At 57.0% G+C, this 13,025-nt stretch carries 13 protein-coding genes and 1 tRNA gene; 9 read left to right on the forward strand and 5 right to left on the reverse strand.

Going from position 1 to position 13,025, the window contains the following annotated elements; all coding sequences use genetic code 11:
* Positions 1-105 precede the first annotated feature (105 nt).
* The gene (locus tag RMR21_RS08095; protein ID WP_498667398.1) at positions 106-1,005 is read left to right on the forward strand and encodes a PhnA-like protein; all 900 of its coding nucleotides are present in this window, start codon (positions 106-108) and stop codon (positions 1,003-1,005) included.
* A 129-nt stretch (positions 1,006-1,134) separates the two neighbouring features.
* Here the strand turns inward: RMR21_RS08095 and RMR21_RS08100 are convergent, their stop codons facing one another.
* The 4 genes from RMR21_RS08100 to RMR21_RS08115 all read right to left on the reverse strand — a co-directional run bounded on the left by RMR21_RS08100 (position 1,135) and on the right by RMR21_RS08115 (position 3,040).
* Positions 1,135-1,665, reverse strand: coding sequence for a lipocalin family protein (locus RMR21_RS08100; RefSeq protein ID WP_498667400.1), 531 nt, complete (start codon positions 1,663-1,665; stop codon positions 1,135-1,137).
* Between the two features lie 94 nt (positions 1,666-1,759).
* Positions 1,760-2,203 (reverse strand): VOC family protein, encoded by a 444-nt coding sequence (locus RMR21_RS08105; protein WP_498667402.1) that lies wholly within the window; start codon positions 2,201-2,203, stop codon positions 1,760-1,762.
* Between the two features lie 86 nt (positions 2,204-2,289).
* Positions 2,290-2,880, reverse strand: a complete 591-nt coding sequence (locus RMR21_RS08110; protein ID WP_498667403.1) for a hypothetical protein — start codon at positions 2,878-2,880, stop codon at positions 2,290-2,292.
* Positions 2,881-2,965: 85 nt separating this feature from the next.
* Positions 2,966-3,040 (reverse strand) — tRNA-Glu (locus RMR21_RS08115).
* A 106-nt stretch (positions 3,041-3,146) separates the two neighbouring features.
* Here RMR21_RS08115 and RMR21_RS08120 point away from each other — a divergent pair.
* From RMR21_RS08120 to gpt, 3 genes are all read left to right on the forward strand, one after another.
* Positions 3,147-3,368 carry a hypothetical protein gene (locus tag RMR21_RS08120; RefSeq protein ID WP_498667404.1) on the forward strand — a complete coding sequence of 74 codons (222 nt, stop codon included), beginning with the start codon at positions 3,147-3,149 and terminating at the stop codon, positions 3,366-3,368.
* 220 nt (positions 3,369-3,588) lie between these two features.
* Complete coding sequence (locus tag RMR21_RS08125; RefSeq protein WP_498670114.1) at positions 3,589-4,389, forward strand: GGDEF domain-containing protein; 801 nt, start codon at positions 3,589-3,591, stop codon at positions 4,387-4,389.
* A 133-nt stretch (positions 4,390-4,522) separates the two neighbouring features.
* Positions 4,523-5,020 carry a xanthine phosphoribosyltransferase gene (gpt, locus tag RMR21_RS08130; RefSeq protein WP_498667405.1) on the forward strand — a complete coding sequence of 166 codons (498 nt, stop codon included), beginning with the start codon at positions 4,523-4,525 and terminating at the stop codon, positions 5,018-5,020.
* A 38-nt stretch (positions 5,021-5,058) separates the two neighbouring features.
* Here gpt and RMR21_RS08135 read toward each other — a convergent pair whose 3' ends face one another.
* Positions 5,059-5,796: an ArsR/SmtB family transcription factor gene (locus RMR21_RS08135; protein ID WP_498667406.1), complete on the reverse strand. Its 738-nt coding sequence runs from the start codon at positions 5,794-5,796 to the stop codon at positions 5,059-5,061.
* Between the two features lie 126 nt (positions 5,797-5,922).
* On the opposite strand from RMR21_RS08135, the gene RMR21_RS08140 reads away from it, so the two are divergent.
* From RMR21_RS08140 to RMR21_RS08160, 5 genes are all read left to right on the forward strand, one after another.
* Positions 5,923-6,825, forward strand: a complete 903-nt coding sequence (locus RMR21_RS08140; protein ID WP_498667407.1) for a DMT family transporter — start codon at positions 5,923-5,925, stop codon at positions 6,823-6,825.
* Positions 6,826-7,456: 631 nt separating this feature from the next.
* The gene (locus RMR21_RS08145) at positions 7,457-11,257 is read left to right on the forward strand and encodes a vitamin B12-dependent ribonucleotide reductase (RefSeq protein ID WP_498667408.1); all 3,801 of its coding nucleotides are present in this window, start codon (positions 7,457-7,459) and stop codon (positions 11,255-11,257) included.
* Between the two features lie 331 nt (positions 11,258-11,588).
* Positions 11,589-11,777, forward strand: a complete 189-nt coding sequence (locus RMR21_RS08150; protein ID WP_498667409.1) for a hypothetical protein — start codon at positions 11,589-11,591, stop codon at positions 11,775-11,777.
* A gap of 200 nt (positions 11,778-11,977) precedes the next feature.
* A complete protein-coding gene (locus tag RMR21_RS08155; protein WP_498667411.1) occupies positions 11,978-12,205 on the forward strand; it encodes a DNA cytosine methyltransferase in 228 nt (75 codons plus the stop codon).
* Between the two features lie 346 nt (positions 12,206-12,551).
* On the forward strand, positions 12,552-12,974 hold the full coding sequence (locus tag RMR21_RS08160; RefSeq protein WP_498667413.1) for a hypothetical protein: 423 nt from the start codon (positions 12,552-12,554) through the stop codon (positions 12,972-12,974).
* Positions 12,975-13,025: the final 51 nt, after the last annotated feature.

Raw genomic sequence — 13,025 nt, forward strand, 5'->3', positions numbered from 1 at the left:
TATTGGAAAAACAATTAGATTTTCCTGTTTCAGCGCGGAACCAACGCATAATCTGTCCGTTTCAGTGGCAGAACGCGACAACCGCGTGTGTTACAGGAGAGTAGAATGACTGATCAGACCAGATACGCGGCACCCGCAGTGGGCGTACATGCTCCTGTCTTGCAGGAACCAACATCGAACATGTCCTGGGGCGGCGTCTTCGCAGGCGTAGCAATCGCTCTGTCGCTTCACCTGCTTCTCAATCTTTTGGGTCTGGCAATCGGTGCTGGCGTCATCGATCCCGCATACAGTGATACACCGACCGCGACATCGCTCTCCACCGGCTCGCTCATCTGGGTCATCGTCAGCGGCATCATCGCAGCATTCGTCGGTGCCTATGTCGCCAGCCGCCTTTCCGGTCGCACGGTTCGCTCCACTGGCGCTCTGCACGGTCTTACATCCTGGGCCGTCACCACGCTCATCGTCTTTTACCTGCTGACCACATCTGTGGGCGCGCTGCTCGGTGGTGCATTCACGGGCGTCACCAGCATCTTCTCCGGCGCAGGTTCTACTCTGGCGACCGCAGCCTCGACAGCGGCACCATCGCTTGCCGGTGCGACCGATCCGGTTGCGACGATCGAACAGCGCATTCGTGAAGCCAGCGGCGGCAACGACCCACAGGCTCTGCGCGACGCAGCCGTCAGCGCCGTTCGCGCAGCACTGACTGGTGACCAGGCTCAGGCCGACGATGCCCGCAACCGCGCCGCCGACGCTTTGGCCCGTGCGCAGGGTATCCCTGTCGATCAGGCTCGCCAGCAGGTGACGGACTATGAGACGCAGTACAAGCAGGCGGTCGAACAGGCTAAGCAGCGCGCAACCCAGGCAGCACAGACAACAGCAACTGCCGTCTCCACAGGCTCCTACGTCGCCTTTGGTGCGCTTCTGATCGGCGCCGTCGCCGCTCTCTTCGGTGGCAACATCGGCGCCGCCCACACGGAGCGCCGCCGCAGAACCATCATCGAATAAAACTGACACCTGAGCAGAAGCAGATGCCCGCGGAAACGCGGGCATTTTCGTTTGCGCAATCAGCCACTTCATCAGCCACAAAAAAGCCCGCGTCGCCGCGGGCCTTTTTCATGTTTTCAGAAGCCTGTTTCAGAACTTCGGAAACTCCAGCTTGCTTGTGTCATAACCAAGCTCTTGCGCCTTCTTTACCATCACCGCCAGCTTGCTCTTGGATGGTACGCTCCGTGCATAAATCCAAAGGTTGCTCATGTCGGGGTTGGAACTGATGAACCAGCTCCGGTCCGGTGCCTGATAACGAACCCAGTAGTTGAAGGTGATCAACAACGGGTAGCGCACCCGCAGCTTGGCATTCGTATCCTTGTAATCGGTCAATGTACCAATGCCTTCGATGGTCTTCAGTTCACCCTGCGGTGTTCCTTCGCGGCATCCATCCTCGACCTTCACCTGGTTGGGCGCGTCGCCCTTCTTGTAAACCGTGAAACCTGCGACGCAGCCATCCGTCAGCCGCATCGGCGTCCTGCCGATCTCAAGCCATTTGCCCTGATAATGCGACATCTGTGTGGATACCACCGGCGTCTCGGCTTTCGCCTCTTCGATGAGGCAGGCGCTGAGCCCGCAGAAGGCAAGCGTGGCGGCAAGCGGGCGTAGGAAACTGGTCATGGTTAATGCTCCGTTAATTCTATGTGCAGAACAACGCCATTCCGGCTTCGCGGTTGCATTCGCGTCGATCATGAAACCGTGTAGGTCTACCGGCTCAAGCCGTCGCAAATCGCCCATCGGGATATTCCGCCGGTCCCTTGATTTCCAGCATGTTGCCGAAGGGGTCGTAGATATAGAAAGAGTGGCCCATGCCCCTCGCCCCGCCATGCATCGCCTCGCGTTTAATGGCAACGCCGTGGCTTTCCAGATGCGCCCGCAGCGCATCGTGTTCGAAAGGCCCGGTCGCGATGCAGATGTGGTCGACATTGCGCCCACCCGCCACCGATGGTGCCGCTTTCTGCCCACCGGAGTGGGTGATGTCCCATAAGACGATGAGCGACGCCCCGCACCATACCTGCTCCATGCCCAGCGCCGGATAGGTATAGCCAGGGCGGCAACCCATGACGTCGTGATAGAAACGCAGCGCCTTGTCCATGTCATCGACAAGCAGAACGACGTGGTCGATGCCGACAAGGGAAAACGGTATGCCTGATGTCACGGATATCTCCTCCAAGATGTCCGACCTACAATCCCCGGATCGAAAGCCCCGTCAACTGCGAGACTCGACCCGTATTCAGCGATAAATCAGGCCGAAATATCAAGCGTTTCGAGCACCCGCAGCAAAAGCTCTTCACCATAGGTGTCCAGATCGACATCGATCTTCGTGAGATCGAACCTGGCGACCTCGGCTGCGATGAACCGATTGAATGCCAACGCCCTCGCCAGAAACTTATCGATCAGCAACCGTGCATCTTCGTCGCGGGCCGCATAATCGCTCTCGACTTTCATCCGCTGCTCGATCACCTCATCGGACGCCACAAGCCAGACCGCCCGGACACGGGTGGAAACGATCGGTGCGACCTTCTCCGGCAGCAGAGCGGAGCCTTCCATGACAAGTCCTTCCTCCCGCTCGATCAGCGGCAGAACAAGTGTCCCCCACATTGCGCGGTAATGGTGCAGAACCGATTGCATCAACGCTTCCACGTCCAGATCGCGGTAATGCTCGACAACGTGTGGCGGCACGACGTGCGGCGCGGTCTGCCAGGGGCGACCGGGATGTCTTGCGAGACTGTCGGTGGAAAGGTTGCGCCAGCCAGGATGCCGGGCCATGTCGGTCGCCAGCGTGGATTTTCCGACATGCGACGCACCGCCCAGAAGAATGATCCGTGCTGTCATATATTCTCCCGCATGCGAATACGGCAAAGACCGAAATCGCGTGTCAATTTCATCAAAGGAAAATATAGAAGATTTTAAGGTGGAATGGTACGCCCTAGGGGAGTCGAACCCCTCTTTTCAGAATGAAAATCTGACGTCCTAACCGATAGACGAAGGGCGCGTACACATGTTGTGTGGCGCCCTTATAGTCAGAGCTTTTCGATACCGCAAGCAGGAAAATGCCCCTTTTGACAAAAAAATGACAGCCTGTTCGAAAGCGCTGAGAAATGATGAATTATAAAGTCAAAACAGAGGCTTATTTCGATTTATATCCAGCATTGGGAGCGGTCCCAATCTCAAAAGCTGAAGGGCTGCTGGAGGAATTCAGTCCTGTTGCGCCCTTGCTTGCCGCAATAATTCGCGTGCGTCGGGAAACCGGGACTGCTGTTGCGCGTTTTTGCAGGACTGACACCCAGGCTGAAAAACCCGGACAGGGAATTTCAGCTTGAAAGGCAGCTCTTGACACTTTGAATTGAACGATATCTCCATAAAATTCGAATATAAGGTAAAGCTGCCTTGTTATTGCTTTTTTTTCCCGCAGGTTCATTTTCGCCCGATCAACGATCCGCCGTCAAACACAGGTGAAGGATGAAGCTTGAGAGACTCCAGACGATGACCCCACTTCGACGTTCCCTCATTGCGAAAATCTTTTTGGTCTCTTTCTTGAGCGTGCACGTCCCGTTGATCGCATTGATCGTTCACCTGGTGAGTGGCTTCGACACATCGGCATGGCCTATTTTCTTTCTTATTCTCGGGGCGACGCTTTTCGGAACCGGTCTTTGCCTGTTTGCCATCTGGCGCTTCATTCGCCCGCTGCATCACCTCGCCGAAGCGCTCCAAAAATATCCGCAGGACAAGAGTGTCTTCAAGCTCCGCGCCGCCGGTAATGACGAGATCGCCACCGTGACAGCCGCCACCAAATCCATGCTGTTGCAGGTCGAGGAACTCACCAAGAAGCTCCAGCATCAGGCAACCACAGACTTTCTGACCGGACTTGGCAACCGTCGCTGGCTGGCCGAACAGATGCCCGCATTGCAGGCTCAGGCCGCGCGTTCCAATGAACCCCTGTCCATCATCTTGTTCGATCTCGATAAATTCAAGAATATCAACGACAACTTCGGTCATGATGTCGGCGATAACGTCCTGATGAATGTCGGCGAGATCGTCAAAGACCAGTTGCGCCCCTATGATCTGGCGGCTCGTGTCGGCGGTGAGGAATTCTGCGTCGTCCTGCCTCGCACATCGGGCGAAGCGGCCCTTGGCATAGCAGAACGTCTGCGCGCTGCCTTCCAGTCCAGCTATGTGGATCCATTGCCCCACGGTCGTATCACCTGCAGCTTCGGCGTCATCCAGGCTGGTACAGATGAACGCTTGCAGCAATTGTTGCGCCGGGCCGATACGGCTCTCTACACCGCCAAGGACGCGGGCCGTAACCGTGTCATCGGCGCTTTCGTCGAGAAAAACCCTTAAGGCTGAGTCATGCGTCTTTTTGGCGAGACGATGAGAAAGCGCGCAACAGACGCCGTGAAAAGCTTGCCTTTCAGCCATTCTTGCCGCTATTAGCCAAAGCCATCAACAATTTTGACCAGATGGTAGACACCCCATGTCCCTTCCCGATAAAGCCTTTCCCGTTTCCTGGGATCAATTTCACCGCGATGCCCGTGCGCTGGCATGGCGTCTGGCCGGTCTGAACCAGGAGTTCAGAGCGATTGTCTGCATCACCCGTGGCGGCCTCGTACCCGCCGCCATCATTTCGCGCGAACTCAACATCCGCCTGATCGATACGGTCTGCATCGCCACGCGGCATGATTACGTCAATCAAGGCGATACGTTGCTTTTGAAGGCCATCTCGCCCGAACTGCTGGAAAACGGCGGCGAAGGCATTCTGGTCGTCGACGATCTGACCGATACCGGCAAGACGGCGCTCGAAGTGCGTGAAATGCTGCCAAAAGCTCATTTCGCCTGCGTCTACGCCAAACCATCAGGCGTCCCAACCATCGACACCTTCATCACGGAAGTCAGTCAGGACACATGGATCTATTTCCCCTGGGATCTCGGCTTCACCTATCAGGAACCGATTGCCAAGGGTGCACCGGGCTGATTTCTTTGACGTTATGGTGACGCGAAATGACGGCTCTCTCAGCCGTCATTTTTTAGTCCGTTGGGCGATGAAACCCGCCAGTCCGCCGACAGCCCGAAGGTGGTACGCAAGCCCGCCTCCGCTGCCTGCGTCACCCGCAAGGCACGCGTTTCCGGCATGCGCACGACCCAGCCCAGCGCCGTCAGCCGCTCGAGCAATCCCTTGCCCAGCTTTCCGGCCAGGTGCATGCGACGTTCGCTCCAGTCCAGACAGGCCCGGCAGAGTGGTCGCCTTGAAGCGTTTCCTGGCTCCAGATCGACGCCGAAATCGCAAAGGAAACGCTGCCCCTCCTCCGTGACAAGTGCCGCGCCGTCAGCCAGCACGATATAGGCCTTTTCGCACAGCGCATCCGCAATGCTGACGGCAAGCCTTCCGGCCATATGGTCGTAACAGGTTCGCGCCATGCGCAAGGCGTCGTCTCTCGGCCCGATCGGGTGGTGGCGTTTCGGTCCGCTGGATGCCAGCGCCATCAGCGCGTCGATGGCCTGCGCCACCTCCTGGGAAGCAATCCGGTAATAACGGTGCCTGCCTTGCTTTTCCATGGTCAGCAGCCGCGCATCGGTCAGGCGTGACAGATGACCGCTTGTCGTCTGGGTCGTCACACCCGCATGGCGCGACAGTTCGCCTGCCGTCAAGGCTTGACCGCCCATCAGGGCGGACAACATATTGGCGCGCGCTGCATCACCGATCAGGCTCGCAACAGCGGCGATTGCATTGCCGGAAGCAAAATTTGTCATGGGACGGATCGTAGCAGCATGGTCTTCGCCTGTCAGCCATCCACAGTTCGGCCGCGGCCGAAGCATTGCGGCTGCCTTTGCGGCTAACACCGGTCGTAATGAGACGTGCAGCAAGGATAAAGACGCATGACCGCCAACAACAATATCGCCAGAGAACTGGCACTTCTTCTCGTGCTCGCCACGCTCTGGGGTTCAGCTTATACTTTCATCAAGCTCGGCGTTGCCACCATTCCGCCCATCACGCTGATTGCTGCCCGAACGCTGATTGCCGCGACGGTTCTTCTCATCGTCTTGCGCATTCGCGGCCTGCGCCTGCCAAGAGATGCGACCACGTGGAAGCGCTTCTTCATTCAGGCCTGCCTCAACACTGCGGTCCCCTTCACCCTCATCGCCTGGGCCGAAACCACGACAGATGCAGGCCTTGCGGTCATTCTCAACTCGACGACTCCGGTCTTTGCCTTTCTGATGACGGTGCTTTTCGTCCGCCACGAACCCGTCAGCGGTCGCAAGATGGCAGGCATCGCCGCCGGTTTCAGCGGCATCGTGCTCATCGTCGGCATGCAGGCGCTCAACGGTGTCGGCAAGGAATTGCTGGCGCAGCTCGCCGTCATCGCCGCCAGCGTCTGCTATGGCGGAGCGGTCATCTTCGGCAAGAACTTCAAAGGCCTCGATCCGATGATGCCTGCCGCCGGGTCACTGATATGTGGGGCCGCACTCTTGGCACCGCTCAGCCTGGTCATCGATCATCCCTGGACGCTATCGCCATCGGCAACGTCCATCTTTGCGCTTCTGACACTTTCAGTTTTTTCCACGGCGCTCGCCTTTGTGATATATTACCGGCTGATCCGCACGCTTGGTTCGGTCGGCACCACGTCGCAGGCCTATCTGCGTGTGCCGATCGGTGTTGCCATCGGCGTCATCTTTCTCGGCGAAAGCCTGCCGCCAACCGCATGGATCGGCCTGGTGCTTGTCGTCATCGGCGTATTTTCCATGACACTTCCCGAGAAGAAAGCCAGGGCGGCCCAGTAACGTCAGGACCACAAGATTTAGCGCGGCCTTCGATTTTGTTCCCTTCTATGCGCCTCGATCAGTGGAAAACTCCAAGTGTCGCCTTTTTGCCTCAGTGTTGAAAACGCCCGGAAAACAAGCCTCACGTAAGGGAAGGCAGGACTGAAAAAACCCAGGGAGCATCTTGCAAGTGCCTGATATTTATAGAGGGTTTTTCTTTCCCCGTTTTCCACAGGCTCATACACAATATCTGGTAGTTAACAAACCCTTTCAAACTAGGCCTTGACGGAATCAATGCTTTTTCCCAAGGTGCAGTCATGTTGCAGCGGCAACGGAATCGGGTGTCCCACTCAGGTTCGTTTAGTTTCAGTTCACGCGTTGGTCTGCGTTCTCACCCATGAGGGGGTGATGGGCACGGATTTGTCTGTGAGCTGGCTTTTGTCGCCGAAAACATGATGCGGGATCTGGTTGGCAAGAAACTGTTAATACTATATATAGTATGCTTGCAGCCGAAATCACCACGATATACAGGGTTTGCATCCAAGGATGACATCCCAACCGAATCGATGAACTGGCTGCGCGTACGAGGCGCGAAGCCAGGACGGATTTTTGCGCCCTGCCCATGGGCGCCCAAAGGACGAGGACGAGAACAATGCGCATTGAACGCCGCTTTACCAAGCCGGGCCAGTCTGCCTACGCGGAAATCGATTTCCGCAAGGGTATCAGCGAGATCAAGAACCCGGATGGCTCCGTCGTGTTCCGTCTGGCGGATATCGACGTTCCCGCGCAGTTCTCCCAGGTCGCGACAGACGTTCTGGCGCAGAAGTATTTCCGCAAGGCTGGCGTTCCTGCCCGTCTGAAGAAGGTCGAGGAAAATGATGTTCCTTCCTTCCTCTGGCGCTCCGTTGCCGACGAAAAGGCGATGAAGGACATTCCCGAAGACGAGCGTTACGGTTCTGAAACCGATGCGCGTCAGGTGTTCGACCGTCTGGCCGGTACATGGGCTTACTGGGGCTGGAAGGGCAAGTATTTCTCGACCGAAGAAGATGCGTCCGCCTTCAAGGATGAGCTTGCCTATATGCTGGCCACCCAGCGCGTTGCCCCGAACTCCCCGCAATGGTTCAACACCGGCCTGCATTGGGCCTATGGCATCGATGGTCCCGGCCAGGGCCATTTCTATGTCGACCCCTTCACCGGCAAGCTGACCAAGTCCAAGTCGTCCTACGAACACCCGCAGCCGCACGCCTGCTTCATCCAGTCCGTCGAGGACGATCTGGTCAACGAAGGCGGCATCATGGACCTTTGGGTGCGTGAAGCGCGCCTGTTCAAATACGGCTCCGGCACCGGCTCCAACTTCTCCTACCTGCGCGGCGAAGGCGAAAAGCTGTCCGGCGGTGGCAAGTCCTCCGGCCTCATGAGCTTCCTCAAGATCGGTGACCGCGCAGCGGGCGCTATCAAGTCCGGCGGCACCACCCGTCGTGCGGCCAAGATGGTCGTCGTCGATGCCGATCACCCGGATATCGAAGCCTACATCGACTGGAAGGTGAACGAAGAGCAGAAGGTTGCTGCCCTCGTTACCGGCTCCAAGATCGTCGCCAAGCACTTGAAGGCCATCATGAAGGCCTGCGTCAATTGCGAAGCCGATAATGGCGATTGCTTCGACCCTGCCAAGAACCCCGCCCTCAAGCGCGAAATCCGCGCTGCCAAGAAGGACATGGTGCCGGAAAACTACGTCAAGCGCGTCATCCAGTTCGCCCAGCAGGGCTACAAGGACATCGAATTCAAGACCTACGATACGGATTGGGATTCGGAAGCCTACCTCACGGTGTCTGGCCAGAACTCCAACAACTCCGTTTCGCTGAAGGATAACTTCCTGCGCGCCGTGGAAGAGGATGGCGACTGGAACCTCACCGCCCGCAAGGACGGCAAGGTCATGAAGACCCTGAAAGCCCGCGATCTCTGGGAAAAGATTTCCCACGCCGCATGGGCATCCGCCGATCCGGGCCTGCACTTCAACACCACCATGAACGACTGGCACACATCGCCAGCCGCTGGCCCCATCCGCGCATCCAATCCCTGCTCGGAATACATGTTCCTCGATGACACGGCCTGCAACCTTGCCTCGCTGAACCTGCTTCAGTTCAAGGACGCCAAGACCAAGAACATCGACATTGCCGATTACGAACACGCCGTTCGTCTGTGGACTGTCGTTCTCGAAGTCTCCGTCATGATGGCGCAGTTCCCATCCAAGGCGATTGCCGAACGCTCCTACGAATACCGCACGCTCGGCCTCGGTTATGCCAACATCGGCGGCCTGCTGATGTCGTCCGGCATTCCCTACGATAGCGACGAAGGCCGCGCCATTGCCGGAGCGCTGACCGCCATCATGACCGGCGTGTCCTATGCCACGTCCGCCGAAATGGCAGGCGAGCTTGGCCCGTTCCCCGGCTTTGCACCGAACCGCGACAACATGCTGCGCGTCATCCGCAACCACCGCCGCGCCGCTCAGGGCCTCGCCTATGGTTACGAAGGCCTGTCGGTGAACCCGGTTCCGCTCATCCATGCAGATTGCACGGATGCAGACCTCATCACCCACGCCGTTGCCGCATGGGACAAGGCTCTGGAGCTCGGCGAAATCAATGGCTACCGCAACGCCCAGACCACCGTTATCGCGCCAACAGGCACGATCGGCCTCGTCATGGATTGCGACACGACCGGCATCGAGCCTGACTTCGCACTGGTGAAATTCAAGAAGCTCGCCGGTGGTGGCTACTTCAAGATCATCAACCGTGCCGTTCCGGAATCCCTGCGTTCGCTGGGCTATTCCGAAAGCCAGATCGCTGAAATCGAAGCCTACGCCATCGGCCACAGCAATCTCAACCAGGCACCGGCCATCAACCCTTCGACGCTGCGCGCCAAGGGCTTTACCGATGAGAAGATCGAAGCCGTCAACGGCGCGCTGAAAGCCGCCTTCGACATCAAGTTCGTCTTCAACCAGTGGACACTGGGCGCGGACTTCCTGAAAGACACGCTGAAGGTTTCCGACGCGCAGCTTTCAGACATGAGCTTCAACCTGCTGGAACATCTCGGCTTTGCCAAGAAGGACATCGAAGCAGCCAACGTTCACGTTTGCGGCGCGATGACGCTGGAAGGCGCACCGTTCCTGAAGGACCAGCACCTGCCCGTCTTCGATTGCGCCAACCCTTGCGGCAAGATCGGCAAGCGTTACCTCTCGGTCGAAAGCCACATCCGCATGATGGCGGCAGCACAGCCCTTCATCTCAGGCGCGATCTCCAAGACGATCAATATGCCGAACGATGCAACGGTTGAAGATTGCGGCGCAGCCTACATGCTGTCCTGGAAGCTGGCGCTGAAGGCCAACGCCCTTTACCGCGATGGCTCCAAGCTGTCGCAGCCGCTCAACGCTTCGCTGGTCGAGGATGATGATTCGGAAGATGCTTTGGAAGAGCTGATCGCTCAGCCACAGGCAGCCCAGGCCGTCACCATCACCGAACGGATCATCGAGCGCGTGATTGAACGTGTCAGCCGCGAGCGTGAAAAACTGCCGAACCGCCGCCAGGGTTACACCCAGAAGGCAGCCGTCGGTGGACACAAGGTCTATCTGCGCACCGGCGAATTCGGTGACGGACGCATCGGCGAAATCTTCATCGACATGCACAAGGAAGGCGCTGCTTTCCGTGCGATGATGAACAACTTCGCCATCGCCATCTCGCTCGGTCTGCAATATGGCGTGCCGCTGGAAGAATATGTGGAGGCCTTCACCTTCACCAAGTTCGAACCTGCCGGCATGGTCATCGGTAACGACGCGATCAAGAACGCAACCTCGATCCTCGATTACGTGTTCCGCGAACTCGCCGTCTCCTACCTCGGCCGTCACGATCTGGCGCATGTCGATACGTCGGATTTCTCGCAGACCGCACTCGGCAAGGGCATCGAAGAAGGCAAGACCAACCTCGTGTCCACCGGCTGGACCCGCGGTTACAAGCCAACTCTGGTCTCCAACACCAGCGACCGCGCCTCGTCCGAGCCAAAGGGTTCTGCAACCGCAGCGCCAGCGCGAGCGTCGGGCACAGTCACGCAGATCTCAGGCAACACGGTCCGTAAACTCGAGCCAACGGTCGCGATCTCCACCTCCGAAGTCGTCGCCTTCAAGCGTGACTACGAGGAACGCGCCAAGGAAGCCGTCGAAATCGAAGAAGGCCTGGCCACCGAATCCGAACAGGCCGCAACAGCCCTCTTCTCCGACAAGGCAGCAGCAGACGCAGCCTCTGCCAAGACGGAAGCCAAAAAGAAGGAGACCGAACGCCGCATCCGCTCGATTGCCCAAGGCTACACAGGCAACATGTGCGGCGAGTGCCAGAATTTTACGATGGTGCGAAATGGAACTTGCGAGAAGTGCGATACGTGCGGCGCAACGAGTGGTTGCAGCTGATGTGAAGCTGTGAAAAATAAAAAATAACAATGGCCGGAGCTTTGACAGCTTCGGCCATTAGTCTTTAGGCAGCAATAACCGCGAATATTTTATTTGGCAGGCATGGTTATCTCATGGACGAAAGACTGGATATCGAAAGCCTTCATTCCATTGGATTCAGTCTAGCTGCGCGCTGGTTGAATGGGTTCGTCACAAATGTCGCTAGAGCCAATATCAGAGTCCATTTAGCTCCTTAAGAATTGCCTGGGGAGTCAATTAAGGAACAAAAAAGGAATAAAATGCGCCGGTTGGAATCGTTTCAGATTTCGCGGGAGCAATCGAGGTGGAGGTCATGAACGTGCATGTCAATACAATCGAAGCGTTCCTCGATGCGCTGGTAGCTGAGCTCGAAATACATCAGTACCGCTATGACCAAGCTGAGCGCAGCTTCAAATCTCTTGGAGAATGGCTGCAGTCTCAAGTAACAAAGACGCACTTTTCTCCTTCAGCGGATGTAAGGTTTATTCGAACCTCGTTTTAGCTAACCGAAAGGCTTTCTCGTAAGTTTCGCCGTGAGCGATAGCTCGGTAGAAGGACCGCAAGTACCGGGCAGACACCATCCGGGGCGACCAGGGCAGCTCACGTTGTGGAGAGGCGATCCGCGCCGACAGGAAGCAGCTTCGCCACGCACCTCCGGCTAATGCTGCGGCTACGGAAGATGAAGGCTCGCGGGAAGGATTCGTGCCTGGTCTGACAAACCGCATGCGTGCCCGATTGCAGGGATTTCCGAACACGTGGGAATTCGTCGGCGAGATAGGGCCTGTGGCCGACCAGATTGGAAAAGCGGTCGTGCCTGCGATGGCGCAGGCGATGATGGATGGTTCGCGTCCGTCGCGCCGAGAGATTATGACAGTGCCCTCGCTCGATGTGGGTGATGAAATCTCTCTCGGGTCACCTTGTGAAAGTTGAAGCACAGGCCTGACTGTTAAAGCCTTTTGACGCACAGTATGGGCAGGCAGCTCTCAACAGTGACAAGGTCGAGGTTGCGACGCCACACTATGACAACACGGGAAATCGACACTGACGGCGTGACTGAAGTCTGTTTCCGGCACGCTCCCTTTATTATGGCAGTAAACACGAACCACGCATCTAGCCAACCGATATCATCGTTTTGCTCCCCTACCCTCATCCTCGGCGGCGCTGCCATTCGACACAATTGCATTGAAGCTTGTTGCTCAAATCCTTACACCCTGCTCGAGCAAATTTTTTAGGTTCGCGATAGCAGGTCCTATCTTTAGATCTTTTATAAGCCTGCATGGAAGCTGACAAAGGAACGCAGATGCCGATAACTGTCCAGAAAATAATCCCCGCAGCGCGTATGCACCAGTTTAATCAGATGGTTGAGCGCTGGCTTAACGAGGGTCCGATCAGGCTTGCGACGAATGCTACGATCACCGCAATGGACAACGCCGGACTTCCGAAAGATGAACAGGCCGCGATCATCGAGGATCGCGATATCATCATGAAACACAATATGCGTCTCGGTGTCATCAGCGAGGTATTCGCACCCGCCATCGAGAAAACAGTGAACTTAACTCGATCAGGCAGTGATGCACAGGATGAGATCGCTCGGTTGATTGTCACTGCAGTTGGCATTCGTGAGGAAGATGGAAGTGAACTGGTCACATTCACCTTCACAAATGAAGCGGAGGCAGACGCATTCGATAAAGCAATCTAAAAGCGTGGTCGGTGGTTTTCAGTCTGATTGATGGACAGACACCCCCGGTTA

This window comes from Agrobacterium sp. rho-8.1 (assembly GCF_033957725.1).
In the GTDB taxonomy this organism is placed as follows: domain Bacteria; phylum Pseudomonadota; class Alphaproteobacteria; order Rhizobiales; family Rhizobiaceae; genus Agrobacterium.